Here is a 26,333-nt window from a genome sequence, read left to right as displayed (position 1 = left end):
AGTTCCATCGGGTGTGCGCTAAGCTCTTTTCGTCCCTCATTGGGACCCCCTTTTGATTTCTTGTTGAACATTTGCAGTTGCCAGACCGCAAACTGTTTTAACAAATCAAAAGGGGTTTTTATAACTGACTCAAAGCTGAAAGCTTTACTGAACCCCCAGCCTAGCTGGGGGTTTTCTGTGCACAAAAAAACCGCCTGCGACGCAGGCGGCGTGAGCAAACGTCAGGATTCGCAGACCGCGACTTTAATCGCTAGCCCGCCGCGGGCGGTTTCGCGATACTTGGCGTTCATGTCTTTACCGGTCTCAAACATGGTATCGATGACCTTATCCAGCGACACTTTCGGATCGCTGGTGCGGTGCATCGCCATGCTGGCGGAGTTGATCGCCTTCACCGCCGCAATCGCGTTGCGCTCGATACACGGCACCTGAACCTGACCGGCAACCGGGTCACAGGTCAGCCCAAGGTTGTGCTCCATGCCGATTTCTGCGGCAATGCAAACCTTCTCCGGGCTGGCGCCCAGCAGTTCCGCCAGCCCGGCGGAAGCCATGGAACACGCCACGCCGACCTCCCCCTGGCAGCCGACTTCCGCGCCGGAAATGGAGGCGTTCATTTTGTACAAGATGCCTACCGCGCCGGCGGTCAGGAAGTAGCGCATATAGATTTCCGGCGTCACCGTTTTGATAAAGCGGTCGTAATAGGCCAGCACCGCCGGCACGATGCCGCAGGCGCCGTTGGTGGGCGCAGTCACCACCCGGCCGCCGGAGGCGTTCTCTTCCCCGACCGCCATCGCAAACATATTGACCCAGTCCATCGCGCTGAGCGGCGTAATCGACTGGCTCTGGGGAGCCAGCACGCGGTGCAGCGCGGAGGCGCGACGCGGCACCTTTAACGGCCCCGGCAGAAGGCCTTCGGTGCTCATGCCGCGGTTAATGGCGTTTCTCATGGTCTCCCAGATTTTCGCCATATTTTGCTCGACGCTTTCTCTGCCGTGACGAGCGACCTCATTTTTCATCATCACCGCGGAAATCGACAGGCTGTTATCGTGGCAGTGCGCCAGCAGGTTGCGGGCGGAGTAGAACGGGAACGGGATATCGACTTCCGCATCCTGGCTCTTGCCGAACTCCTCCTCGGTGACGATAAAGCCGCCGCCGATGGAGTAGTAGGTCTGGAAGTGGACGATTTTTCCGTCGCAAAGCGCGGTGATGCTCATACCGTTCTCATGCAGCGGCAAAAACTCATTATGAAAACGCATGCACTCCACCACCGGGAACTCAATTTCCCGCTGGCCCTCTTCAATGCGCAGACGCTGCAGGGTATTAACGTCACGAATAATCGTGGGAATGGCGTCAATATCGACGGTATCCGGCAAATAACCCGAGAGCCCAAGAATAATCGCAATATCGGTATGGTGGCCCTTACCGGTTAACGAAAGGGAGCCGTAGACGTCCACCACCAGGCGAGTCACTTTATGCAGCAGGCCCTTTTCCTGCAGGGTATCAACAAACTGTTTTCCCGCTTTCATCGGCCCGACGGTGTGTGAGCTGGAAGGCCCGATACTGATTTTAAAAATATCGAAAACGCTAATCATGTGGCACCCATAGGGTTACAAAGCAAAACGAATGCGCCTCCCGTGACGGGAGGCGCCGGGAGCTTAGCTGAACAGAGAGTAGAAGATGGCGGAGATGGCAATCAGCCCAATCACCACCACAAACGCGTTGCTGATATGGCCGCTGTATTTACGCATGGCCGGTACTTTATTGATGGCGTACATCGGCATCAGGAACAGGATCATGGCGATTACCGGGCCGCCCAGGGTTTCAATCATCCCCAGAATGCTGGGGTTGAGGGTTGCCACCAGCCAGGTGGTCACCAGCATGAACAGCGCGGTGATCTTGTTCAGTTTGGTAATTTCAATGGTTTTGCCTTTACCGCGCAGGGACTTGATAACCATACCGTTAAAGCCTTCACGCGCGCCGAGGTAGTGGCCGAGGAAGGATTTGGTAATCGCGATCATGGCGATGATCGGCGCCATCCAGGCAATCAGCGGCGCGTTAAAGTGGTTTGCCAGATAGGAGAGGATGGAGATGTTTTGCGCCTTCGCTTCCGCGAGGTTTGCCGGCGAGAGGCTCAGCACGCAGCTGAACACGAAGAACATCACCGTCAGCACCATCATGATGTGCGCATAGCTGAGGATGCGGGCGCATTTACGCTCGGCGTCCTGACCATACTCTTCTCGTTTCGCCACCGCAAAGGAGGAGATAATCGGCGAGTGGTTGAAGGAAAACACCATCACCGGAATAGCCAGCCACAGCGTCATCCACAGGCCGTTGCCGGTGGCGGCAGCGCTGCTGAACGACAGGGTATCCAGTACCGCACCGTTCCACTGAGGAATCAAATAGAGCGCCAGGACCATCAGCGCCGCGACAAACGGGAACACCAGCACGCTCATGGCCTTAACAATCATTTTTTCGCCAAAACGCACAATGCCCATCATGCCGACAATTAAAATCAGCGATAAAATTGCGCGCGGCGGAGAGACCAGGCCGAGCTGATGGGTAATAAAGCTGTCGACGGTATTGGTGATCGCGACGCTATAAACCAGCAGAATCGGGTAAATCGCAAAGAAGTACAGCAGGGTAATCAGCTTGCCGGCACCGACACCAAAATGCTCCTCCACCACTTCGGTAATATCTTCGCCAGGATTTTTACCTGAGAGCACGAAACGGGTTAAACCGCGGTGGGCGAAAAAGGTCATCGGAAAGGCGAGAATGGCCATGATGATCAGCGGAATCAGGCCGCCCCCCCCGGCGTTAATCGGCAGAAAAAGCACCCCGGCACCAATCGCCGTCCCATACAGCCCCAGCATCCAGACGGTGTCACTTTTTCTCCAGCCGCTGCTCTCGCGAGCGACGAGGGTATTTTGAACGCTTTCCATAATATGGCCTCAATAATATAGAGTGGAGTCAGATTTAACTGACTCTGTTTCAGGTAATAAATTGCCGTGTTTATTTTGCTATTTTATTAAATTAAGCCAAACTGATGTATATACGGCGATCACATAACCTGATTTATCGCGGGGACTTTTAAAGTATCAAAAATAGCACCTAATATTTAATATATTTTTAAGGTATCATTTTTAATACGTTATTATAAATAAGAGGATTTCAGAAGGCGTAAAATAATATATTACAAGAGCGCTATAGCGGAGAAAAGTCCCGTTTTTAAAATAAAAAAACCCGCAGAGATACGGGCTGATTCAAAGCGCAAAATCCATTTGTAGCAATAACAACTCAATGTGTCCTGAGCTATTCTATGCGTCGCAAAAAAAAATAACACTCCTGATTCCAGGGGGATTCCCCCGCTTTGACAACAGGCCGGCCCGCCGGCGGCGACGCCCTGACGACGCTTTGGCAGTCGGTGATGGCAGATGATAATATCGGTATGGCCACACGCTGCCGTCAGCCTTCCGCGCCTGCTGCGGAATCGATGAGGCATTACGGTGAATTTTTTATACCGGAGAGACCGATGCAAAAACCACTTCCCATTACGGCCGATGACGGGACGACCCGTTTGCTTTCGCCCCGCCCCGGCGGTGGTAAGCTACTGGTGAGCGCCTGCCTGATGGGGTTCCAGGTACGCTATAACGGCAGCGACAAGGCGCAGCTGGCCGAGACTCTGGCGCGCTGGCAGCGCGAAAACCGGCTGGTTATCCACTGCCCCGAGCTGGCCGCCGGACTACCGGTGCCGAGACTGCCGGCGGAAATTGTCGACTCTCAGGGCGCAGAGGTGATGCAAAGTCGCGGGCGCATCGTTGAAAGCGACGGCCACGACGTCACCGCGCACTATCAGCTGGCCGCCTGGCTGGCGCTGAAGGCCGCCCGGGAGGAGGGCTGCCAGGCGGCGCTACTCACCGATGGCAGCCCGACCTGCGGCAGCCAGTTTATCTACGACGGCTCCTTTAGCGGGCAGCGCAAGCCCGGCTCCGGCGTAGCGGCCGCCCTGCTGCGCGAACAGGGTATTACGGTTTTTTCCGACGGGCAGATCCCGCAGCTGCTTGCCTGGATGCAACGGATGGAGAATAGCGATGATTCAATGTAAACGCGTCTACGATCCGGCCGACGCCGGCGACGGCTATCGCGTGCTGGTCGACAGGCTTTGGCCTCGAGGGATTAAAAAAGAGGCGCTGCGCTACGATGAGTGGTGTAAAACCCTGACCCCGTCCGCGGAGCTGCGCAAGGCCCTGCACGGCGAAGCTATCGACTTCGCCAGCTTCCGCGAGCAGTATTGCCGGGAGCTGGAAAGCCATCGTGACGAGGGGCTCCGCCTGGCCACGCTGGCTCACCGGCAGCCGCTAACGCTGATCTACGCCGCAAAGGATACCCGGCAAAACCACGCCCTGGTGCTGGCCAAGTGGCTGGAAAACCTGCCCGTCGGCGAGGTTACGCCTTAGCAGGGTGATCCCGGCGCCACAGCTCCCATTCATCGAGGGTTTCACCGCCGGGCAGCCTGCAGTCGCTACGCACGCCCTGCGGCGTCTGTACCGGTATCAGCTTACCGCCCTTCTCGCCGCAGTAGACCGAGGCCGGGTTCGCCATGCCGATTGACTTCGGCGGCGGCGGTGCATCCGGGGGCGTTGTCGGCTTCGCACATCCGGCCAGCGCCAGCGGCAGTAGTATTGTCATCCACTTCATTTTGACTCCTTCTATTGATCAGCGCCGCTATGAGGGCCCTGATTCTTCACGATTTCTCCATTTTAACTACACTTTTACGCCGTAGAGTAGCCCTTGTTCTCGAATTGACCAGAGAACAGATCATTCCATAATCAATGAGTTTTTCCCCGTCGCCCCCGACGGGGCTTTTTTTTGGGATTTAATAAATTGAAATAAAAGGATTTATTTCAAATGTGTCCACATATCGACCACATTGACAGAAAAGCCACAGTTAACCGTGGTATCACCCCCTTTTTCAGTATCCCCGTGCGCCTGACCGACGGCTCGCTGTACGGCACGCTCTGTGCGACCAGCCGCCAGAAATAGCCCTACAACCTGGAAGGCGAGCAGGTGATGGGCCTGTTCGCCAACCTCATCTCGCACTACGTTGAGAAAGAGACGCTGGTCGAGCAGCTGCGCGCCGCCAACTCGGCGCTGGAGATGCACTCCTGTACCGACGAATTAACCGGCTTACCCAACCGTCGCGCGCTGTTCAAGCACCTCTCGACGATATTCCCGCGCGCGCGCGAACTGCAGCGCAATATTTTGCTGATCTTCATCGATCTCAACGACTTTAAGGCGATCAACGATCGGTTCGGCCACCCGTGCGGCGATAGCTTCCTTGTCCAGGTCGGCGAGCGTTTAAACGCCCGCGTGCGCCAGGGGGATCTGGTGGGTCGCCTCGGCGGCGACGAGTTTTTGATTATCGGCGCGGGTCTGGAAGCCGAAGAGCAGCAGGCGTTTATCACCGCTCTGCGCAAGGAGATCGGCGGGATTTACTTCCTGGCCGAGCACCGGATTAGCTACCCTGGCGCCAGCTTTGGGGTGATCGACGTGAACCCGCAAACGATGGATATGGAGAGCGCGCTGCGGGCCGCTGGCGATGCGATGTATCAGGATAAAAAGTCGCGCCGCAAAGAGACCTTCCTGGATATTGACTAACCCGGCGGGATTTCCAGTATGATAGCGGACATCACTTGCAGGCTCAGGGACAACACAATGAAATTGGGTATTCTTTTCCCGGTAGTAATTTTTATTATCGCCGTCATTTTTCTTGGCTGGTTTTTTGTTGGCGGATACGCGGCACCGGGCGGTGCTTCGTGAAAAAAAGCACCATTTTGATGATTATCATCGCCGTTATTGCGCTGGCCGGCGTGCAGTTTGGCTGGTGGTAACCGCCCTTTTCCGTGGTGCTTAAATTGCAGAGTTGTCTTATCCACTCAATAACTTAACGCGATACACTCACTTCACCAGCCGAACCCGTCGCCAGTCGCGGGCGGACGGCGGACTAACGGAGAAGTGAGAAATGAAAAAACCGATCGTGTTGTCGTTGATGCTCGCGCTGTGCACGCTGTTATCGGGATGCATTGTTGATGATGGCTATCATCACAGACACCACCACCATCATTACGACGGCAGAGGCTGGTGAATAAAGGCGGATCAAGGCGAACCTGGTTCGCCTTATTTCATTTAGTCCTGGCGGTCAGAACCTAAGAAGACGAAGCCCAGCGGAATGGAAAAAAGCAGCGTAAATACGATGCTGTAGACCGTCACCATCGCCCCCTGCAGGAAGAACATCGAGGTTGTCCATTCGGAGTACGGCATATTGTACTCGCTCACCACGCCGCCAAACGTCGCGCGTCCAACCACGGCAAGCGCGATGGCAAACACCACCGCTATCGACAAGAAAAATTTCTTACTGTTTTTATTGCTGATGAGTTTATGCAGAATCATCCGGGTTCCCTTTTATCTGACCGATAATCGGCTGTATATGTAACACCAATGCAATTAAAATTGAAGGGCTTTTGTTACGATCCAGAGATTATCGCTGCGGGCCGGCACAACGCCACCGGCCGGACAGCTACGACTGCAGCGTCGCCAGGCGCGCGGCAAATCCGACAAAGACCAGACCGATCAGGCTGTTGCCAATTTTGGCGAGCTTCTTCTTCGTTTTAACATAGCGCGTCACGAAAGAGCCGGAAACAATTAAGAAGCTCATGTACATGAAGCTAATCACTTCCAGGGTCAGCGCCAGAATAAAGAAGGCCAGGCCCGGCGTCTTCGCGCTTACGTCGATAAACTGGACGAAGAAGGAGACGTAAAACAGGATTGCCTTAGGGTTGGTGAGACTGAGGGTCAGCGAACGCTTGAGGATCGCACTCGCCGGCTCGGCGTCGGTATCGCTATGCCCTTCCCGCTGCGTCAGCACCGCGTAGAGCATTTTGCCCCCCAGCCACAGCAGATAGATGGCCCCGAGATAGCGCACGATATTGAACAGTACCGGCGTCGTCTTGATCAGCGTCGCGACGCCGGCAAAGGCCAGCAGCATCAGCACCGCGTCGCCGATAAACACGCCAGCCGCCGCCAGATAGCCCTTCCTGATGCCGTGCGCGATGCCGGTTTTGAGGACAAAAAAGGTATTTGGGCCGGGCACCAGGATGATAAAAATAGCCCCGACCAGGTAGGTCAAATAGTTCAAAACACCAAACTCAGCGAACACACTGCACTCCTTCGCGTTCAACAAGAAATATGATCGCGCTCACGTTAACGCAACTAACGTGATTTTGAAAGAGCTTACTCTGCCTGGTGGCTTAGTACAAAGAGGCTTCACCCAGCGGACGCGTTTTGAAGCGTCGGTGAACCCACAGATATTGTTCAGGCGCGCGCAGGATCTCTCTTTCGATAACTCTGTTGATGTAGGTGGCCGCTTCCTGCTTATCTTCAACTGGATAATCGTCCAGCGTGTCGCTGATATATAAGGTGTAGCCTTTGCCGTTCGCTTTACGCACCATGCTGATGGTCAGCATTTTGGCACCCGAGAGGCGCGAAAGAACGTAGGTGCCGTTGGTCGTTGCGGCCTGGGGCACGGAGAAGAACGGGGCAAAGACGCTGCCCTTGGGGCCGTAATCCTGATCGGGAGCAAACCACACCGCCTCACCGGCTTTCAGGGCGTGCACCAGGCCGGATAAATTGCGGCGATCGATCATCGCTTTGTTCGAACGCAGGCGTCCGCGGGTCTGCACCCACTCCATCAGCGGGCTGTTGTGCGGGCGGTAGGTTGCCATCATCGGCCGGCAGAGGCCCATCGTACGCCCGCCGAGTTCAAGAGAAATAAAGTGCACGCCGACCGCCATGACGCCTTTACCCGCGCTCATCGCCTTTTCGAGATTGTCGAGACCTTCGACATCAAACCATTTCCTGACGCGCTCATCGCTCCAGAACCACGCCATGCCGGTTTCAATTAACCCCATTCCCAGCGACATAAAGTTCTGCTCGATCAGCTTTTCTCTCGCTTCAGCAGACATATCGGGGAAACAGAGTTCAAGGTTTCTTCTGGCAATCTGCTCCCGGCGCTTAAGGAAGCGTCGCGACAGCTTACCGGCGCGGGTGCCGATGCGGTGAAGGAGCGGATAGGGTAATTGCACGAGCGACCAAAGAATGGCCAGGCCAAACCAGGTTCCCCAATTGCGGGGATGCAAAAGACTCTTATCAAAAGCGGAAGGCATCATTTTTCCTGTAAACATCCTAAATGAGGTAACGCTTAAGGAAAAAACGATTCCCTTCATCAGTCGTTAGGCGGTACATATAGCAAGTACGACAATAGTAATCTGCTTAAATTCACTCGGGCAAGTAAAAACGAACGCAGAGGGTAAAAAACATAATGCCAGCACACTTGTTACAAAATGTAAATTAAAAATCAATAATTAATTAAGAATATTCATCTGTAAAATCATTTCCATGCTATTCATTTATACAAGCGCCAAATTTGCGCCTGCTGAAACGCCCTTTTCAGCCGCCGTTCCCGGCATCATCGTCGATCGGCAAAACCCCGGTAATCCGGCGCTGCCCGCGCCTCCCCCCCCCAGACGCTGCTTAATAATGACGCGGAACGAGGCGGCGAGGAATCAACCGCGGCATCGCCGGCGGCAGCGGGAAGAATAAATCCCTTCGCTCATATTCGGCCTAAAATTTACCGCCGGCGGTGAAGCGAAAAATAAGACTCGGCTTATTTTATCTTCCTGACAAATAATGACAGATATACAGGGTTGCTTTTATTTCGAACGTTTATTACGCATTATTTTTGTACAGTATGGCCTTTAGCCGAACAGCAGGCAATAAAATTAAGCTGCCGCCGCTGACGCCGGAAAAAGCGCATCATAGCCAGAAAACGCGGACGATTCTCCCGCTTAAGCAGGCCATTACAGATGATCCTCAGGGCCTGGCGGAAACCTTCGTCTTTTATCAACCCCCGCGCCGACATCAGCGACATCGGTCCCGCGTGGCAGCGCACGGAGTCAAATCCCGCCTCTTCGAAGAGAGACTGCCAGCGCGCCTGGCTCATCGGGCTGACGTGAGATTTGACCACGCCCTGCAGCGCCATGCGATCTCCCTCCCCCAGCGCCTGCCGGGTGTACATAATATCGTGGGTCAGCAGGCGGCCGCCGGGCTTGAGCACGCGATAATATTCCGCCACCAGCTTTGCTTTGGCTTTATCGGCATACATGGTCAGCATCGCCTCATTAATTACCGCGTCAAAGGTGGCGTCGGGAAACGGCAGGCTCGTTGCGTTAGCCTCCATCACCAGAACCTTATTATCCACGCCCTCAAGAACGGTATTTTGCCGGGCCTTCGCCAGCGCGTCTTTATCCATATCGATGGCGTACACCCGACAGCCAAATCGTTTCGCCAGCTCTATTGAGGTGGTCCCCATATTACAAGCCACCTCCAGCACCGTACTGTCCGAGGACAAATCGGCCTGGCGGAACAGCCACTCCGTCGCCTCTACGCCACCGGGCCGCAGCCGGGTTTTCCCCAGACTGGCTAAAAATGTGTGTCCGGCCTTTTCACTCGCATTCATCTGCAGCACCTCACGACTTATAAGATGCATTATAAATACATCATTATCTTTGGTGAGGGAATATTGATAATGACTTTTATTTGCATTTGACCATTGAGAAACTGCCGCCGCACGCCTGGCTACGCGCAGATAAAATCAATTGTAATGGGTAACAATTACTTAAGGTGATAACCCGGACTGGAGGCGCACTTCGCGCTGCGTTTTAATTGTAATGAGAAACATTCTCATATTAACATATGCGCCATCGTTCCATTTTTCCTGAATCCGGCCATGTCCTCACTCTCCGCCACCGCCGCACCGCTGACGCTTGCTTCGCTGTATCGCGCCCATCACGGCTGGCTGAAAAACTGGCTGACCGGCAGGCTGCAATCCTCTTTCGACGCCGATGACGTCGCCCAGGACACCTTTATGCGGGTGATGGGCGGTGAACCCTTAACAGCCATCCGCGATCCGAAATCCTTTCTGTGCACCATCGCGAAGCGGGTAATGATCGATCTGTTTCGCCGCAATGCGCTGGAGCGCGCCTGGCTGGAGATGATTGCCCAGCTTCCGGAGGCGCTTGCGCCCTCCGCCGAGCTACAGCAAATTCAGCTGGAGACGCTGCAGCAGATCGACGCGATGCTGGACGGCCTGAGCCAGAAGGTGCGGGAGGCGTTTTTACTCTCGCAGCTGGAAGGCCTGACCTACGCCGAGATCGCCGTACGCCTGACGGTCTCCGTCAGCTCGGTGAAAAAATATGTCGCCAAAGCCACCGAGCACTGCCTGATTTTTCGCCTGGAGAACGGTCTGTGACCCCGAAGCTTAGCGACTCCCGTCGCCAGGCCCTGCGCTCGGCCTCCCACTGGTATGCCCTGCTCAGCGACGGCCGCCCCAGTCCGCAGCAGGAAGCCCGCTGGCAGCAGTGGTACGAGCAGGACCACGATCACCAGTGGGCCTGGCAGCAGGTCGAAAACCTGCGCCAGCAGATGGGCCATCTTCCGGGCGCGCTCGCCAGCCGGGCTCTCAACGATGGTCGGGCCGCTCGCCGTCAGGTGCTGAAAGGATTGATGCTGCTGGCCATCGCCGGCGGAAGCTGGCGGCTATGGGACAGCGAGCTGGCGGAGGGACTTCGCGCCGATTACCGCACCGCCAAGGGGATGACGCGTCGCCAACCGCTGGCGGACGGTTCGATTCTGACCCTCAACACCGACAGCGCCGCCGACGTCTATTTCGACGCACGCCAGCGGCTGGTGCGTCTGCACTACGGCGAAATTGCCATCCGCACCGCCCGCGACGAGAGCCAGCGGCCGTTTCGTGTGCGGACCCGCGACGGGAGCCTCACCGCGCTGGGCACCGAGTTCACCGTGCGCCAGTTTGCCGATGAGACCCGCCTGGCGGTGCAGCAGCACGCCGTTGAGGTGCGCATAGCGCGCGGCCAGTTCCAGCGGGTCGAGGCCGGAGAAAGCCTGCGCTTCAGCCCCGAGGCCTTCTCGCCAATACGGACGCTGAGCGCCGGTGAAGATAGCTGGACCCAGGGCGTGCTCAGCTTTCGCGACCGTCCGCTGGGCGAAGTTATCGCCACGCTCTCCCGCTATCGTCCCGGCATTCTGCACTGCGACCCCCGCGTTGCCGATTTACGCCTCAGCGGCGCCTTTCCGCTGAGCGATACCGGGCAGATTTTGCAGATTATTACGCAAACGCTGCCGGTAAAACTGCAGTTTGCCACCCGCTACTGGGTCACCGTCGTGCCCGCCTGATAAAAAAAATACAAAAAATTCTCATTCTCCATTGTCCCTTTTCCCCTGCTCGTTCGACTTAACAGGTGAAAACAACCAAAACAATCGTGGAGAACAGATGACGCCTTTACGCGTTCTACGCAAACCAATGCCTCTGGTGATGGCAATCCGCTTAAGCCTGCTGCCGCTGATAGCGCTCGCCGCCGCGCCGACCTTTGCCGCCGCGCAGTTTGATATTGCCGCCGGAGATTTAGCTACCGCGCTCAATCAGTACGCCGCCCACAGCGGCATCACCCTCGCAGCCGACGCCGGCCTGACCCGGGGCAAGCACAGCGACGGCCTGCACGGCAGCTACGACGTTGAGGATGGCCTGCAGACGCTGCTCAACGGCAGCGGCCTGCAGCTCAAAGCGCTGGGCAATAACGCCTGGACGCTGGAGCCCGCCCCCGTTGACAACGAGGCGACGCTGACGGTAGTCGGCGACTGGCTCGGCGACGCGCGGGAAAACGACGTGTTTGAGCACGCCGGCGCCCGCGACGTTATTCGCCGCGCGGAGTTTGCCAAAACCGGCGCCACCACCATGCGCGAGGTGCTGAACCGCATTCCGGGAGTCAACGCCCCGGAGAATACCGGGACCGGTAGTCACGACCTGGCGATGAACTTTGGCATCCGCGGCCTCAACCCTCGCCTGGCCAGCCGCTCGACGGTGCTGATGGACGGCATCCCGGTGCCCTTCGCCCCCTACGGCCAGCCCCAGCTGTCGCTGGCGCCGGTATCGCTGGGCAATATGGATGCCGTGGACGTTGTTCGCGGCGCGGGCGCCGTGCGCTACGGGCCGCAGAGCGTAGGCGGCGTCGTTAACTTCGTCACCCGCGCCATTCCGCAGGATTTTGGCATCGAGGGCGGTGTCGAGGGCCAGCTGAGCCCAACCTCCTCGCAGAACAATCCCAAAGAGACGCACAACCTGATGATTGGCGGCACGGCGGATAACGGCTTTGGCTCCGCGCTGCTCTATTCCGGCACCCGCGGCAGCGACTGGCGCGAGCATAGCGCTACCCGTATTGACGACGTGATGCTGAAAAGTAAATATGCGCCCAACGAGGTGCATACCTTTAACAGCCTGCTGCAATATTATGACGGCGAGGCCGACATGCCCGGCGGGCTCTCCCGCGCCGATTATGATGCCGACCGCTGGCAGTCTACCCGCCCGTACGACCGCTTCTGGGGACGCCGCCAGCTCGCCAGCCTCGGCTATCAGTTTCAGCCGGACGCCACGCATAAGTTCAATATTCAGGGCTTCTACACCCATACGCTGCGCAGCGGCTACCTTGAGCAGGGCAAGCGCATTACGCTCTCGCCGCGCGAATACTGGGTGCGCGGAATTGAGCCGCGCTACAGCCAGAGCTTTACGCTCGGGTCTACCGCACACGAAGTGGGCGTCGGCTATCGCTACGTGAATGAATCTACCCATGAGATGCGCTACTACACCACCACCGCCAGCGGCGAGCTGCCGAGCACCGCCAGCCCTTACGATCGCGATACCCGTTCCGGTACCGAGGCGCACGCCTGGTATATCGACGACCGGGTTGATATCGGCAACTGGACGATCACCCCGGGCATGCGCTTCGAACATATTGAGTCTTATCAGGATAATAACCTGAAGGGTAGCCGCGAGCAGGTCAGCTACAACGCCCCGCTGCCGGCGCTTAACGTGCTTTATCATCTCACCGACAGCTGGAATCTTTATGCTAACACCGAAGGATCGTTCGGTACCGTACAGTACAGCCAAATTGGCAAGGCTGTGGAGAGCGGCAACGTGGAGCCGGAAAAAGCCCGCACCTGGGAAATCGGCAGCCGCTACGACAACGGCGCCCTGAGCGCGGAAATGGGCCTGTTCCTGATTAACTTCAATAATCAGTACGACTCCAACCAGACCAACGATACCGTCACCGCCCGCGGCAAAACCCGCCACAGCGGGCTGGAGACCCAGGCGCGCTACGATCTCGGCGATCTCTCGCCGCGCTTCGACAACCTGTCGGTCTACGCCAGCTACGCGTACGTTAACGCTGAAATCCGCGAAAAAGGCGACACCTACGGCAATCAGGTCCCCTTCTCACCGAAGCATAAAGGCACCCTCGGCGTCGACTATAAGCCGGGCAGCTGGACCTTCAACCTCAATAGCGATTTCCAGTCCAGCCAGTTTGCCGACAACGCCAACACCGTCGAGGAGAGCGCCGACGGCAGCACCGGCCGCATCCCGGGCTTTATGCTGTGGGGGGCGCGCGTCGCCTACGATTTTGGTCCGCAGATGGCCGACCTCAACCTCGCGGTCGGGGTGAAGAATATCTTCGACCACGAGTACTACACCCGCTCGTATGACGACAACAACAAAGGCATTTACGCCGGTCAGCCGCGCACCCTGTACCTGCAGGGATCGCTGAAATTCTGACACTGCCCGTTCGCCGCCTTGACCTGAGGCGGCGCTGTTGCTGGTTGATATCGGCGGGACGGTTGAAGCGTCCCGCCATTGTGGAGTGAGTATGTTGGCTATTTTACGTCTTGTCTTTGCCGCGCTGCTGGCGCTCGGCGGCCCGGCTTTTGCCGTGACGGTCGAGGATCTGCAGGGGCAGTTTACCCTCGATAAAACCCCGCAGCGGATCGTCGTGCTGGAGCTCTCTTTCGCCGACGCGCTGGCGGCGGTTGACCTCAGCCCCGTTGGCATCGCTGACGATAACGACCCGCGCGCATTCTGCCCGAGGTCCGCGCGCGCCTGAAGCCGTGGCGGTCGGTCGGCACCCGCGCCCAGCCCTCTCTGGAGGCGATTAGCGCCCTGCGCCCGGACCTGATCGTGGCCGATAGCAGCCGTCATCGCGGTATTTATGCCGCCCTGCGGCAAATCGCTCCGGTGCTGCTGCTAAAGTCGCGCAATGAAACCTATGCCGAAAACCTGCAGTCGGCGGCCATTATCGGCAAAGTCGTCGGCCAGGACTCGCTTATGCAGCAGCGTCTGGCGCAGCACCGCCGGTGGATGGCCGATTTCGCCGCTCAGCTGCCGGCAGGCGTCAGCGTGGTCTTCGGCACCTCCCGCGAACAGCAGTTCAACCTCCATTCGCGCGATACCTATACCGGCAGCGTGCTGAGCGCGCTGGGGCTGTCGGTTCCGGCGGCCATCGGCGGCGTGCCAATGGCGACGATTGGCCTCGAGCAGCTGCTGGCCATCAACCCGCAGTGGCTGTTTGTGGCCCACTATCGGACGGAAAGCATCGTGCGCAAATGGCAGCAGGACCCGCTATGGCAGATGCTGCAGGTGGCCGCCGTGGACAGCAACAGCTGGGCGCGGATGCGCGGCATGTTTGCCGCCGAACGCATCGCCGCTGATGCGGTTAAAATCATTCACCACCGGGCGGTCGACGGGCAGCAATGAAATCATCCCGTTCCGCTCTGCCGATCTGGGGGCTGTCGCCGGTCGGGCTGGCGGGCCTGCTGTGGCTGAGCCTGTTTGGCTTTTCGCCGATCCCCATTGCGCCGCTGGAGGCCCTGCAGGCGCTGCTGGCCCCCAAAAAACCCTCTCTGGCCCAGGCGCTGGTGCTTAATCTGCGCCTGCCGCGTAGCCTGGCGCTTTCGGGCGCGCTGCTGCAAATTCTGACCCACAATCCGCTGGCCTCTCCGTCCCTGCTCGGCATCAACAGCGGCGCGGCGCTGGCGATGTCGCTGACCAGCGCCTTCAGCCCGGTGCCGCTGGCGAGCTACTCTTTGGCATTTATTGCCGCCTGCAGCGGCGGCGTCAGCTGGCTGCTGGTGATGGCGGCCGGCGGCGGCTGGCGTCAGGAGCTCGATCGCAACCGGCTGATCCTCGCAGGGATCGCCCTGTCGTCGCTGTGCATGGCGCTAACCCGCGTCACGCTGCTGCAGGCCGAAGATCGCGCCTACGGCATTTTATACTGGCTGGCCAGGGACGTTTCGCACGTTCGCTGGCCGGAGTTCTGGCAGCTGTTTCCCTTTGCGGCGCTGATTATTCCCGGCGTGTTTCTGCTGGCGAACGCCCTGAATTTACTCCACGTCGGCGATAGCACCGCCCACTCGCTGGGGGTAAATCTTTCCCGGCTGCGGCTGACCGGCGCCTGCGTCAGCGTGGCGGGGCCGGTGGCGTTTATCGGTCTGCTGGTTCCGCACCTCGCGCGGCTGTGGGTGGGCCAGGATTGCCGCGTCCTGCTGCCGATGGCGGTGCTGCTGGGGGGCATATTTATGCTGCTGGCGGATATTCTCGCCCGCGCTCTGGCCTGGCCCGCGGAGCTTCCGACGGGCGCGGTGCTGGCGCTGGTCGGGGCGCCGTGCTTTGTCTGGCTGGTCAGGAGGCGCGGATGAAAATGCGCATCGCCTGCCTGCTGCTGGCGCTGCTGGCGTTAAACGTTACCTCCCTGCTTATGGGGGCCGTTCCGCTGCTCTTTCGCATTAGCGTAGCCAAGTCAGCAAAAGTTTCGCTGCCGTTTTTTCAGGCAGACAACAGATAAAGTGCGGACTGTAGTGCGCCTGCCCTCGGTGAAGATGCTTCATTACCGACCTTCGCTTCCGCGTTCTTTTTACCCTTTTCCATACCCTTTTCCATATATAGCCCCTTGCTGTTGCGATATCTCAGTCAGGATTGAGATAGTCCTCAGCAAGAGGAAGCAGGACAATTGAAAACCAGATCATCAGATGATGAAATTTTGATTTATCTACTGCCAGTATGTACCGAGCAATCTTTAACCACTGCTGGCAGTGCCAGCGCTGTATGGTTTTTAATCACCGGGTATTTTGTCGCAGTTGCTGCCGGAGGCTGTTGACGTAATTTCTGACCTGTTCCTCAGCTGCTGTCGCAGGTCGTGGAGATACGGAGAAAACTGGCTTTTATGAGATACCCTTACGTTCGCTTGAAAGATCCTTTGCGTTCGGAACTGGCATACAACTCTGCAAAATAAAAACGCTTTCCCTTAACTCGGCAATGCTTGTCTAGGCGCTCGAAGCTATGCTGATATGCTGATATGCTGATTGAAGTGTTACCCGAATGGCAGGGCACACCACAGTCTGTTTGGGTACTGACTGAAACGAGATTGTTACCAGCAAAAGTGCAGACATTTATCGATTTTATGAAAACGAAACTGACCTGTCTGTCCGGTTAGCGTTAATACAATTGACAGAGGGCACCAGGACTTCCTGCTCTTTAATCATCTCCAAAGAGCGATGGTAAATCAGCTCAATATTAAATTCGAACTCCTGAAATGTCGTCCCCTTATCTGAAAGACTTTCGAGCAGCCACTGAATTTCATCATAGACAAGTTTATCAAACAGTTGTTTTTTCTGTGCAACAGAAAGCCACTGCTTCATAAAGATTTTTGGGGGGATACCGTCCACAGAGGGAAGATTGCATTTTCTGAGTTTAATCGCCATAAGAAAGCAGTAATAAAAATGATTCAGAATAATAAATTCATGCAACGGTTTCATATTACTCCCATGCATAACATAAGTGATGATGAGAAATACAATCTTCCATACGATCCTCAGGATAACGCTTCAACGTTGATCAGGACCTTAACGAAAAACGCTTCCCGGTTATAAAGCCCCGGTAAAACCGACGGAACATCTTCCAGTAACACGCGTTTAGTAATTAATGGGGAGACATCAATCTGACCGGTGCTGAGGTAATGGATGGAGGTCTGCCACTCTTTTCCCGGAAACGGCGCAGAGATAGAGTTCCATGAACCAATGACCTTTAGCTCATTGCGCACAATTTTTTCAAAATTCAGCCGGGGCAAAGCAACGTCACCGTAAGGGATGCCCAGCAGTACCACCGTGCCACCTTTGGCCGCCAGAAGCAGGGATGAGCCGATCCCGGCCGCGTTTCCGGATGATTCAAAGACGACATCAACACCGGCGTTATGGGTGACCTCCAGGAATCGGGATAAATGGTTTTCATCTTTGACGCAGAACGTTTCCGTTGCCCCGGTTTTCGCCGCGACGGTGAGTTTCATTTCGTCGGTGTCAAATGCGAACACATCTCCCGCACCACAGATTTTTGCCCATTGAACGGCCAGTAAGCCGATAGTACCGCACCCGACAATGGCCACACTGCTCCCCGGTTTGATATCGACCTGTCGCATGCCATGTACAACCACACTGGATGGCTCAATGAAGCTTGCGGTCGCGAAGTCCATCGTGTCTGGTAATTTGAGGACATTCTCCGCCGGCATCCGAATATATTCAGCAAAAGCACCGCTGACATGGCCACCCAACACCTTCAGGTCCGTGCACCGGGCATAATTGCCCTGTTGACAGTAATCACAATGGAAGCAGGGAAAACAGTTACAGGCCGTGACACGGTCGCCTTTCCTGACCGATGTCACCCCACTCCCCGTGTTCTCCACGGTACCGGAAAACTCATGCCCCCAAGTCAGACCGGGGTTATATGATCCAATTTTACCAAAGCGCGATATATCAGAACCACATATACCTGCCGTATGGACTTTAATAAGAACATCATTTGCAGCTTCAATTTCAGGTTTCCGCACGTCTTCATAGCGAACATCCTGTACACCATACAAATTCAGCGCCTTCATCATGACCTCACTCATTGCTATCAGAGTTAAACATAAGAATGTGAAAAAAATGTCGCCCCCCACAAGGGCGACAAACGTACCTGCCATGTCAAGGACTATTGCGGCGAATTCAGGATCTCGGAAAGTTGATGCCAGCTTTCCGTGGCCGTTCTTTCAAACATTAAGGGCGTGACAGAGATATATCCTTCAGAAACTGCCCCGGCCTCACTGTGTTCAGGAAAAGTTGTGACCCCATGCTCCACCCGGATCCAGAAATAATTTTCTCCGTGTGGATCTGTCGTGGGAACGACCTGTAATCCTTTCACTTTGCCGATACCCTGCCGTGTGGCTTTAATTCCCCTGATCTTTTCCGCAGGCAGGTCAGGGAAGTTAATGTTCAGGCAACAGTCCGCCGGCAATCCACGGCTGATTAATGTATCCAGAACGGGTAGACAAAAGGCTTCTGCGGTACGCCAGTTAACAGCATCCTCAGGTCGTTTGTCCTGACTCAGTGCGACCGATGGAATGCCGAGCAGGAGGCCTGTGATTGCAGCCCCGACCGTGCCGGAAAGTACGGTTTCAAAACCGATATTGGAGCCGTTGTTAATACCTGAAAGTAACAGCTGTGGGGGCTGTTCCTTCATCAACTGCCGGACAGCCACCGTGACACAATCAGCCGGAGTACCATGGACAGCGAACCGGCGTTCCCCACGTTGCTCCACACGGACAGGCTCCCTCAGGCTGACAGAGTTGGCCACGCCGCTTTTATCAGTTGCAGGTGCCACGATCCAGACTTCATCGGCGAGCTGTTGTGCCACACCTTCAAGTAATTTAATTCCCGGTGCGTCAATACCGTCATCATTGACAAGTAAGATCCGTTGTAACCATTTTTGAGCCACAGTATTACCTCCCTTTCGGGGATGAATATAGACCAGTCGGGGATATCAAACATTCCCGGGAATAAAATGGATTATTATTCTTTCTCGCCAAAGCCGCTGGCAAATAACCCTTTAATCTCATCCATCAGAGCCTGTTCATCAGGGCCTTCACAGATGATTTCAATACTGGACTTACCTTTAACACCGGCGCCTAATACACTCATGAGCCCTTTAATCGCCGTTTCCTTGCCGTTATTCACCAGGGTTACTGAAGACTCATATTTCTTCAGTGTTTTGACAAAGGTGGCTGCCGGACGTGCGTGCAGGCCCGTGCTGTTAACAACACGAATATTTTCTCTGATCATATTTTACTTCCAACTCTGCTAGCTGAATTCAGAACAATGGTTTATCAGGAGGCGCGGTTCATCATCAGAATTTTACTGTAAACATCCGCTTCTACTGCCGCTTTCGCCTCGGACATCACTTTAGCCAGATTCGCTTCATTGTTATTTTGAGTCCACGCCTGACCCACGGTGGTAATAAATGCCTTACGCAGATCGCTGGCAATATTAACTTTTACGACGTTATATTTTACAAAACTACGGATAATATCTTCATCAATGCCGGAACCACCATGAATAACCAGCGGGCATGGGCATACTTTGGCAATTTTCTGCAGCAACGGAATATCAATGCGCGGAATATCTTCCAGGCCGTGAACGTTACCGACAGAAACCGCCAGCATGCTACACCCGGTTTCTTCCACAAACCGACGAACCTGGTTTACATCCGTCTTACAGTCGGCCTCACTGACGTGGTCATCTTCTTTACCCAGAATCGCGCCAAGTTCCGCTTCTACAGGTACGCCAAAGGATTTACAGAAATCTACAGCCTCTTTAGTAAACGCAATATTCTCTTCATATGGCAACTCTGCACCGTCAATCATCACGGATGTGAAGCCTGCACGAACAGCCCGCTTAACATCATCCAGCTCTTTACCATGGTCAAGGTGAAGACTGACTGGCACATCCATGATCGCAGCGCGTTTCCGCACGATTTCATAGATATAATCGTAACCTGACAATTTTGCGTTTGTCGGTGCAATCTGAATAAAGTTAGGTAACCCTGAACGCTCAATCGCGTCCAGGATAGAAATGGTGGTTTCCAGGTTGGTGGTATTGAATGCACCCGCCAGGACACCTTTTTCACGAATACGATCGAGCAGGATATTACCGTTTACTAATGGCATGATATTTACCTCTTTCTTCGTTGAAGTACTGTACCCAAATAATATTTATCTGATTTCAGCCAGACATTTCCGAAATCAAATGGCATGTGATTGTCGAGGAATACCAGTTGTTCCAGATGAAGCACCGGTGCTTCTTCATTCACTTCCAGATAGTGTCCCCGTTCGCTACCCACAATTTTTGCGGCATAGCGGCTTTCGGAATATTCAATTTTTCGCCCCGTCATGGCTTCGACGGTCTGAAACAAGTTTTGCTTATTGAAATCAACTTCAGTTATTCCCGGACACAGCGAAATATTGATCCTGTTTTCAATCAACATAACCCTTTCCCCATCCACACTACGGATCCGTTTAAGATAAAAAATGGGTGTACCAGGTTCTATCTGCAGCTTTGCTGCCACCCCTTTTGAAGCCTTCTCTATATAAGAGTCAATCACCTCAGTCGTGAAAGATAAGTGCTGACTTTCAAGCGATTCCGCGAAAGATAACAATCCTTCCCCCAGGGAGTAGGAGATATTTTCTTTCTTCACAAAAGTCCCCTTTCCCTGCACCTGAACCAGCAACCCCTCATTGACAAGCATGGTGACACCTTTCTTTACCGTGCCCCGGCTGACCTGAAGAATCTCCATGATCTGATTTTCAGAGGGGATTCTGTCTCCTTTACTCAGTTCGCCTTTGTAAATTTTTCCGCGAACCCACTCAGAAACCTGCATATATAATGGAATTTCAGAGTCTTGCAGTATGGTACTCATGTAGTGCTTCTCCTGTGTGTAGATCATCTGTATACAAGTATGAACAACTCTTGATAATACAGCGTTTTCAAAAATTAAACTATATGACCAACTTCACAGTTTCAGCCCCACATATTGTTTCCGTACGGCAACACTTTCCTTCCCGCAGAGCCCCCGTACAGATTTACGGGGGCACATCCGTCATGCGTCAGCTTTAATAATGATTTTCAGAACGTCATTATCCGGATTGGAAGCAAACTCAATCGCTTCAGGAATACGGGACAGCGGCCAGGTATGGGTGATCATGTCCTTCGTATTGATTTTGTCTTTTTCCACAATCTCAATCGCTTCTTTCATCTCATAAGGCGTCAATGAATAGGTGCCCACGATGGAGATTTCATCACGGAACAGCCTGCCGGCATCAATTTCCACGACCGGATTTTTATCAAATGGTGAGAACACAACAATTCTTCCCCCACGGCGTACAACATTGACGGCCTGAGAAACCAGGGACGAAACCCCGGCGGCGATGATCACCACATCCGGGCCTTTCCCCTGGGTGATTTCTGCCACTCGGGTTTCGACATCTTCGTTTGCCGGGTCGATCGCATGGGTGACCCCTACCTTCAGCGCCAGTTCACGCTTGAACCGGGAAAAATCGGAAACAATTACAGTCGAGGCACCTTTCAGGGCCGCCAGCTGAGCGCTGACCAGCCCAATGGTCCCGGATCCCAGTACCAGCACCGTATCTTTCGGATGGATATTGGACGATTTCAGGCCATGCAGGCAGCAGGCGACAGGCTCAATCATTGCCGCCCTATCCCAGTCAAGACTGTCGATAATTCGGTGCGTCAGATGCTCAACATGCAGGCGTGGGATACGAATAAACTCACTGAACCCACCGGGTTCCAGATTCGTTTTCTTGAACTGGTCGCACAGGGTGAAGAACCCCCGGTCACAGTAATGGCAGTTAAAGCAGGGAACATGAATGGCGGTCACCACCCGTTCACCAACCCGGTAGCGAGTGACATCCTTGCCGATTTTCACCACTTCCCCCGACACTTCATGGCCGAGGATCACCGGGCCGGTCACCGTCTGGTGCTGTGCTTTATGAATGTCGGTACCGCACAGGCCACAGGAGTGCATTTTGATGAGCATGTCGCCGTCGCCAATTTCTGGCACCTCAACATCTTCATACCGGATATCATTTTTACTGTAGTAAACGCTGGCTTTCATTAGTTAACTCCATTAAAGAGACGCTCAGTACGCATCTTGGACTCATAAAGCGGCTTATAGACCTGAGTGTAAATTGCCTGATAGTGCGCCACGGCATCACTTTCCGGCAGGTAGCGTCGGGTCTGTTCTTCAGCTGTTCCGGGCAGACACTCTACTTCCACACCTGCGGCTTTCGCTGCCAGCATGGCGGCCCCTTTACTCACGGCCTCATTGACATTACAGGCGACAATTTCCCGGTTAAGAATATTGGCCTTAAGCTGCAACCAGTACGGGTTTTTACAGGCAGCCCCAATCACATTCACGACCGGATAATCTTTCCCGGTCAACGTTTCGTATAAATCCAGCAGGTTTCGCAGTTCAAAGCACAACCCCTGGAACACAAAGCGCAGGACATCTTCCGGTCGGGACTTATCATCAAGACCATAAATTAACGCACGTGACCAGGTGTTTCTGTCCGGCGGACCGCTGCCCCGCAGATGGGGAATGAAGATACCGTCAAGCGCGCCATCTATAGCCATGTCATGCTCGTTACGCAGCGTATCCACCATTCTCAGGAAGGCGGGCATATCGAGCTCAAAGAGATTTCTGAACCATTCAATGGCATAACCGGCAGACGGCAGTGAGGCATACAGGGAATGGAGCCCCGGAAGCACATGCACGCCATTTGACACCCGGGCACGGAAGAACCGCCCGGTGTTGTTGATCGTTTCGGTCACTACCAGTAATCCCTCTGTCGTTCCTGTGGAATTCAGAATCTGATCTTCACTGGTCAATCCGACAGCCACAGAACCGCACATATGATCATGCCCGGCGATGGCGACACGGGTATTCGTTGTCAGTCCGGTCAGCTCAGAAACACCAGACGTGACGGTGCCTATCGCCTCCCCCGCCTGGACCAACGGACTGAATAACGAAGGGGAAAGTTCTGCAGCATTAATGAGCTGTTCATCCCAGTTCATCTCAGCGATGTTTAATGCCATCGTCCGTGATGCCAGGGAATATTCTGAGCGTTTGACGCCGGATAATTTAAAGGCAATGTATTCCGCCAGGCATAACCATTTCCGTCCTTCACACGCATTACTGATATTATCCTGCAGCCACTTAATTTTATTAATACTGTAATTTGAATGCGCTGGGATACCGGTTATTTCATAGATATGCTCAATATCCATGGCAGAAATAATGTTTTCCAGCTGCTGTTTCGGACGGGTGTCATACCATGTCAGTGACGGACCAATGACATTATCATTATCATCCAGCAGGACACCGGCTTCTCCCACACTGGCGACCGCTACTGCGCTGATTTGTTCTCCATCATCCAGAATATTCGTTATCGTTCTGAGTCCATGGAGAACCCCGTCCCAGATGAGGCGAACATCAAAATCAGTATTTTCTCCGTCCACAATTTTTGGCGTTCTGAAACTATACTGATTAATTAATTCCAGAGAAGGAATGGCGAACAAACACACCTTACAATTAGTCGTGCCAATATCGATTCCGATCGTATACATCACTCTCCCCTTTTTTTGCAAGGGACAACGTTTGTTTTTATTCAGAAGCAGGTTCCCTCTGCTTCTGAATAGACAGGATTATTTTGCTACCGGAATATCAGCCGAGGCTGCTTCGTTTTCTGCTACCTCTTCCGCTTTCAGCTGTTTTTTAGTTACACGATATAACCACAGGCACAGCAGGAAGATGACAGGAATAAGAACCAGAGCAATGGTATTGCCTTCAAAGATTTTGACTGCCCAGAAACGATACGGGTTACCACCATCCAGCAGGCTGGAAATTTCACCGCCCGTTTTCATCGGGAAATTCATATCCCTTGCAATTTTGGTCAGGATTGGCGCTGCGGCCGAAGCCACATACAGGTTCATAGCCAGGCATGGAATGCCAATGATGAACGCCCTGACAATATTGCCTCGACAGGCCAGTACCACCATGGAAATCGGTACCCAGATATTCGCCAGGTCACCCAGTGGCAGCAAACGGTTACCTGGCAGAACCACCGCCAGCAATACCGCGACGGGGATAAGCAGCAGCGCAGTAGACAGTACTGACGGATGCCCCACCGCAACCGCGATATCCAGACCGATATACAGATCGTGACGGTCTGGGTAACGTTTTTTGAGGAAGCTACGCACAGCGTCAGACAGCGGCAGCAGGCCTTCCATCAGCAACTTAACCATGCGGGGCATAATCAGCATTACCGCACCGAGGCTCATCGCCAGGTTAAGGACACCTTTGACATCATATTCTGCCAGCAGGCCAATCCCTGCCCCCAGAATCACCCCCAGCATCATCGGCTCACCAAAGACGCCAAAGCGCTTCTGGATCTGATCCGGATCAGCATTCAGTTTGTTAATACCCGGGATTTTATCGAGCACCATATTCCCCAGTACGCCGATCGGGAAGAAAATAACCGATGACAGTGTGGGTAGCGAAATCCCCGGCAGGTTGAAGTACTTCTGGATCATCGGAGCACACCAGTCAGCCATCACAAGGGTAATCGCTGCGGTGACACCGGCAATCAGCAGGCCAAAGAAGAAGCTGCCCGTCACCCCGTAAACCATGGCGCCGACCATCGAGAAATGCCAGAAGTTCCAGACATCGATATTGACCGTCTTGGTCCAGTTCAGGGTTAGCATCAGTACGTTAATACCGAGCGTCATCGGTACAACAAATGGTGCGACCTGCGAGGCCCATGCAATGGCAGCCAGCGGAGTCCAGCCCAGGTCAACAACCGGTAAATCGATCCCGGTGTGGCTGACCATTTCTTTGGCAGCCGGCCCCAGGCTGTCAACCAGTAAACCAAAGACCAGAAAGATGCCGATGAAACCCATACCGATGGTCAGTGCCGAGCGTAATGCCCGGCTGAAACCTGTCTGAAGACACATTGCCATGATAAATATAATTATCGGCAACATGACCGTCGGCCCGAGCCCCAGAAGATACTGGACGGCGGAAAATACTTTATCCATCATGCTCACCTTTATTGTTTAAGGATAGCTACGATTTTTTCCAGTAATTCTTCTTCGCCAAATCCGGTCAGCAAAGGAAGACCATTCAGGACCGGGGTTTTCAGTTCCGTCTTAACCGCCGATGTCACGATAATTAAATCAGCCATACCATCCTGTTGGCCAATGGTGCCGATATTTGACTGCATGGGTTCAACGTTAATACCCTGGCTTTTGCAGTACTGAACTACTTTTTCAGTTGCTACTGCAGAAGTCGCAATACCACTGGTACAGGCGAAGATAATTTTCTTGTTCATTTCAGACTCCAGATATAGTAATAAGAATAGCGAGGTAATGAGAACAAACGTTAAGACGGTTTAATACAGACTCTTTGCCAGAAGCTCCATAACATCATCCTTTGATTTCGCCCAAAGGATCTGGTCCATTTCATTGCTGCGCTGAAAAAGCGAAATTAGCTTCATCAGAAATTCGAGATGTGCATCTTTTTCTTTCAGCAATAAAAAGAAAATGACATTCACCTTCATAGTGCAGTCGGGATCCTCAGCCTGATTAAATACGATCCCCTCAGGGCAAGTGACTACGACCAGTTTTTCTTCCCGAACATGTTCGACATCGACATGAGGGATGGCGACCCCCATTCTTTCCAGCTGCATTGCCGTGGGATGATTTTCTTCCCGGGCAATCAATGCCTCCGGGTAGCTCGGTTCTACATAGTTTTTTGAAAGTAATAACTTACTGACAGAACTGAACAGGGAGTTTCTGTTCTGGGGAGCCTCATTCAGGAGAATGAGTTCGGGTTCAAGTTTTGAATTTAACGACATAACACTTGGCCTCATAATGGCTGTCAAAGTTTAAGGGTTCAAACAAATAACAGGTATACTTGTCTATGTACAACCATGATCAACTTGCTTGAAGGTTACTCCCGACCACACAAATAACGCAACCAGTGTCGTTGAGATTTGTGTTTGAGTTCACAAAAATGCATACCCCTTTTTCTTTGCGGGCGCTAAAAAAATACATAACAAATTGATTTAAATAAATAATCTAATTTATTCTGACTTTCTGTTATTGACCTATCCATTCAGTTATGACCTTCAGGTCATATTACAGATGACAGAAATCTGAACGCCGTACCGGCGCATTTGTCTCGTCCCTATCAGGAAAGCGATACCCCGCAGGAGGGCTCTGCCGCATTAGCGTAGACAAGTCAGCAAAAGTTCCGCTGCCGCTTTTTCAGGCAGCTAACAGATAAAATTGCTCCGCTGCGGACAATCCATCACCGTACGGATGCTGAAGCTGCCCTTTGCGTATCATGTGGACTAACTCAATGCCTGCCAGTATCGTCTGTGCACGGCGAAATGATTTGAACCCCAGCATCGGCCGTATCCGACGTTTTATATTCCGATGGT

29 protein-coding genes and 2 pseudogenes are annotated in these 26,333 nt (G+C 53.9%); 11 read left to right on the top strand and 20 right to left on the bottom strand.

Annotation, left to right across the window (positions count from 1 at the left end; all coding sequences use genetic code 11):
• From GVK32_RS29310 to GVK32_RS27235, 3 genes are all read right to left on the bottom strand, one after another.
• On the bottom strand, positions 1 to 185 hold a 185-nt coding region (locus GVK32_RS29310), incomplete at its 3' end, for a hypothetical protein (protein WP_227697913.1).
• A 36-nt stretch (positions 186 to 221) separates the two neighbouring features.
• The gene (locus GVK32_RS27240) at positions 222 to 1,589 is read right to left on the bottom strand and encodes an L-serine ammonia-lyase (RefSeq protein WP_123707534.1); all 1,368 of its coding nucleotides are present in this window, start codon (positions 1,587 to 1,589) and stop codon (positions 222 to 224) included.
• A gap of 63 nt (positions 1,590 to 1,652) precedes the next feature.
• Positions 1,653 to 2,936: an HAAAP family serine/threonine permease gene (locus tag GVK32_RS27235; protein ID WP_123707533.1), complete on the bottom strand. Its 1,284-nt coding sequence runs from the start codon at positions 2,934 to 2,936 to the stop codon at positions 1,653 to 1,655.
• A 686-nt stretch (positions 2,937 to 3,622) separates the two neighbouring features.
• Here GVK32_RS27235 and GVK32_RS27230 point away from each other — a divergent pair.
• Together GVK32_RS27230 and GVK32_RS27225 are read left to right on the top strand one after the other, a co-directional pair.
• Positions 3,623 to 4,099: a DUF523 domain-containing protein gene (locus GVK32_RS27230; protein WP_255429652.1), complete on the top strand. Its 477-nt coding sequence runs from the start codon at positions 3,623 to 3,625 to the stop codon at positions 4,097 to 4,099.
• Positions 4,086 to 4,451 (top strand): DUF488 domain-containing protein, encoded by a 366-nt coding sequence (locus GVK32_RS27225; protein WP_159873825.1) that lies wholly within the window; start codon positions 4,086 to 4,088, stop codon positions 4,449 to 4,451. Before GVK32_RS27230 ends, GVK32_RS27225 begins: the two co-directional genes overlap by 14 nt.
• Here the strand turns inward: GVK32_RS27225 and GVK32_RS27220 are convergent.
• Positions 4,441 to 4,692, bottom strand: coding sequence for a DUF333 domain-containing protein (locus tag GVK32_RS27220; protein ID WP_041145048.1), 252 nt, complete (start codon positions 4,690 to 4,692; stop codon positions 4,441 to 4,443). The two genes, GVK32_RS27225 and GVK32_RS27220, sit on opposite strands and share 11 nt — an antisense overlap.
• 258 nt (positions 4,693 to 4,950) lie before the next feature.
• Here GVK32_RS27220 and GVK32_RS27215 point away from each other — a divergent pair.
• The 3 genes and pseudogenes from GVK32_RS27215 to GVK32_RS27205 form a co-directional block, all read left to right on the top strand.
• Positions 4,951 to 5,652: pseudogene (locus GVK32_RS27215) on the top strand (GGDEF domain-containing protein); the annotation flags it as partial.
• A 57-nt stretch (positions 5,653 to 5,709) separates the two neighbouring features.
• Entirely contained in the window at positions 5,710 to 5,814 is a 105-nt protein-coding gene (locus GVK32_RS27210; RefSeq protein ID WP_041145046.1) for a YoaK family small membrane protein, read from the top strand.
• Positions 5,815 to 6,016: 202 nt separating this feature from the next.
• The gene (locus GVK32_RS27205) at positions 6,017 to 6,139 is read left to right on the top strand and encodes a hypothetical protein (RefSeq protein ID WP_115193110.1); all 123 of its coding nucleotides are present in this window, start codon (positions 6,017 to 6,019) and stop codon (positions 6,137 to 6,139) included.
• Between the two features lie 41 nt (positions 6,140 to 6,180).
• Here GVK32_RS27205 and GVK32_RS27200 read toward each other — a convergent pair whose 3' ends face one another.
• From GVK32_RS27200 to GVK32_RS27185, 4 genes are all read right to left on the bottom strand, one after another.
• Positions 6,181 to 6,444 (bottom strand): DUF2534 family protein, encoded by a 264-nt coding sequence (locus GVK32_RS27200; protein WP_041145045.1) that lies wholly within the window; start codon positions 6,442 to 6,444, stop codon positions 6,181 to 6,183.
• Positions 6,445 to 6,571: 127 nt separating this feature from the next.
• Positions 6,572 to 7,210, bottom strand: coding sequence for a leucine efflux protein LeuE (gene leuE, locus GVK32_RS27195; protein ID WP_041145044.1), 639 nt, complete (start codon positions 7,208 to 7,210; stop codon positions 6,572 to 6,574).
• A gap of 91 nt (positions 7,211 to 7,301) precedes the next feature.
• Positions 7,302 to 8,216, bottom strand: a complete 915-nt coding sequence (gene lpxP, locus GVK32_RS27190; RefSeq protein ID WP_159873823.1) for a kdo(2)-lipid IV(A) palmitoleoyltransferase — start codon at positions 8,214 to 8,216, stop codon at positions 7,302 to 7,304.
• Between the two features lie 569 nt (positions 8,217 to 8,785).
• Positions 8,786 to 9,568: a class I SAM-dependent methyltransferase gene (locus GVK32_RS27185; RefSeq protein WP_159873821.1), complete on the bottom strand. Its 783-nt coding sequence runs from the start codon at positions 9,566 to 9,568 to the stop codon at positions 8,786 to 8,788.
• Between the two features lie 270 nt (positions 9,569 to 9,838).
• On the opposite strand from GVK32_RS27185, the gene fecI reads away from it, so the two are divergent.
• The 6 genes and pseudogenes from fecI (at position 9,839) to GVK32_RS27155 (ending at position 15,794) form a co-directional block, all read left to right on the top strand.
• Positions 9,839 to 10,360, top strand: coding sequence for a ferric citrate uptake sigma factor FecI (fecI, locus tag GVK32_RS27180; RefSeq protein ID WP_159873819.1), 522 nt, complete (start codon positions 9,839 to 9,841; stop codon positions 10,358 to 10,360).
• Positions 10,357 to 11,304 carry a ferric citrate uptake sigma factor regulator FecR gene (fecR, locus tag GVK32_RS27175; protein ID WP_159873817.1) on the top strand — a complete coding sequence of 316 codons (948 nt, stop codon included), beginning with the start codon at positions 10,357 to 10,359 and terminating at the stop codon, positions 11,302 to 11,304. Before fecI ends, fecR begins: the two co-directional genes overlap by 4 nt.
• A gap of 97 nt (positions 11,305 to 11,401) precedes the next feature.
• The gene (gene fecA / locus GVK32_RS27170; protein WP_159873815.1) at positions 11,402 to 13,732 is read left to right on the top strand and encodes a TonB-dependent Fe(3+) dicitrate receptor FecA; all 2,331 of its coding nucleotides are present in this window, start codon (positions 11,402 to 11,404) and stop codon (positions 13,730 to 13,732) included.
• A gap of 91 nt (positions 13,733 to 13,823) precedes the next feature.
• A pseudogene (locus GVK32_RS27165) lies at positions 13,824 to 14,707 on the top strand (Fe(3+) dicitrate ABC transporter substrate-binding protein).
• Positions 14,704 to 15,648 carry an iron-dicitrate ABC transporter permease FecC gene (fecC, locus tag GVK32_RS27160; protein WP_159873813.1) on the top strand — a complete coding sequence of 315 codons (945 nt, stop codon included), beginning with the start codon at positions 14,704 to 14,706 and terminating at the stop codon, positions 15,646 to 15,648. Before GVK32_RS27165 ends, fecC begins: the two are co-directional and overlap by 4 nt.
• Positions 15,645 to 15,794 carry a hypothetical protein gene (locus GVK32_RS27155; protein WP_159873811.1) on the top strand — a complete coding sequence of 50 codons (150 nt, stop codon included), beginning with the start codon at positions 15,645 to 15,647 and terminating at the stop codon, positions 15,792 to 15,794. Before fecC ends, GVK32_RS27155 begins: the two co-directional genes overlap by 4 nt.
• 613 nt (positions 15,795 to 16,407) lie before the next feature.
• Here GVK32_RS27155 and GVK32_RS27145 read toward each other — a convergent pair.
• The 12 genes from GVK32_RS27145 to GVK32_RS27090 all read right to left on the bottom strand — a co-directional run.
• Positions 16,408 to 16,764 (bottom strand): hypothetical protein, encoded by a 357-nt coding sequence (locus GVK32_RS27145; RefSeq protein WP_159873809.1) that lies wholly within the window; start codon positions 16,762 to 16,764, stop codon positions 16,408 to 16,410.
• A gap of 56 nt (positions 16,765 to 16,820) precedes the next feature.
• Positions 16,821 to 17,879, bottom strand: coding sequence for a galactitol-1-phosphate 5-dehydrogenase (locus GVK32_RS27140; RefSeq protein WP_227697912.1), 1,059 nt, complete (start codon positions 17,877 to 17,879; stop codon positions 16,821 to 16,823).
• A gap of 92 nt (positions 17,880 to 17,971) precedes the next feature.
• Entirely contained in the window at positions 17,972 to 18,754 is a 783-nt protein-coding gene (surE, locus tag GVK32_RS27135; protein WP_159873807.1) for a 5'/3'-nucleotidase SurE, read from the bottom strand.
• A 74-nt stretch (positions 18,755 to 18,828) separates the two neighbouring features.
• Positions 18,829 to 19,098, bottom strand: a complete 270-nt coding sequence (locus tag GVK32_RS27130) for an HPr family phosphocarrier protein (RefSeq protein ID WP_159873805.1) — start codon at positions 19,096 to 19,098, stop codon at positions 18,829 to 18,831.
• A 44-nt stretch (positions 19,099 to 19,142) separates the two neighbouring features.
• On the bottom strand, positions 19,143 to 19,982 hold the full coding sequence (locus GVK32_RS27125) for a class II aldolase (protein WP_159873803.1): 840 nt from the start codon (positions 19,980 to 19,982) through the stop codon (positions 19,143 to 19,145).
• Positions 19,983 to 19,987: 5 nt separating this feature from the next.
• The gene (locus tag GVK32_RS27120; RefSeq protein WP_159873801.1) at positions 19,988 to 20,731 is read right to left on the bottom strand and encodes a GntR family transcriptional regulator; all 744 of its coding nucleotides are present in this window, start codon (positions 20,729 to 20,731) and stop codon (positions 19,988 to 19,990) included.
• Positions 20,732 to 20,911: 180 nt separating this feature from the next.
• Positions 20,912 to 21,946, bottom strand: coding sequence for a zinc-dependent dehydrogenase (locus GVK32_RS27115; protein ID WP_159873799.1), 1,035 nt, complete (start codon positions 21,944 to 21,946; stop codon positions 20,912 to 20,914).
• On the bottom strand, positions 21,946 to 23,457 hold the full coding sequence (locus GVK32_RS27110; RefSeq protein ID WP_159873797.1) for an L-fuculokinase: 1,512 nt from the start codon (positions 23,455 to 23,457) through the stop codon (positions 21,946 to 21,948). Before GVK32_RS27110 ends, GVK32_RS27115 begins: the two co-directional genes overlap by 1 nt.
• Before the next feature lie 78 nt (positions 23,458 to 23,535).
• Complete coding sequence (locus GVK32_RS27105) at positions 23,536 to 24,930, bottom strand: PTS galactitol transporter subunit IIC (protein WP_370461215.1); 1,395 nt, start codon at positions 24,928 to 24,930, stop codon at positions 23,536 to 23,538.
• An 8-nt stretch (positions 24,931 to 24,938) separates the two neighbouring features.
• Positions 24,939 to 25,220 carry a PTS sugar transporter subunit IIB gene (locus GVK32_RS27100; protein ID WP_159873793.1) on the bottom strand — a complete coding sequence of 94 codons (282 nt, stop codon included), beginning with the start codon at positions 25,218 to 25,220 and terminating at the stop codon, positions 24,939 to 24,941.
• Between the two features lie 60 nt (positions 25,221 to 25,280).
• Positions 25,281 to 25,745, bottom strand: a complete 465-nt coding sequence (locus tag GVK32_RS27095) for a PTS sugar transporter subunit IIA (RefSeq protein WP_159873791.1) — start codon at positions 25,743 to 25,745, stop codon at positions 25,281 to 25,283.
• Positions 25,746 to 26,157: 412 nt separating this feature from the next.
• Positions 26,158 to 26,333 (bottom strand): DDE-type integrase/transposase/recombinase (locus GVK32_RS27090; protein WP_159873789.1); only part of this gene is annotated, 176 nt, incomplete at its 5' end.

Origin of the sequence: Klebsiella sp. 18074 (genome assembly GCF_902705905.1) — a bacterium.
GTDB classification, from domain to species: Bacteria; Pseudomonadota; Gammaproteobacteria; order Enterobacterales; family Enterobacteriaceae; genus Klebsiella; species Klebsiella terrigena.
This window is presented reverse-complemented; position numbering and strand designations above follow the sequence as displayed.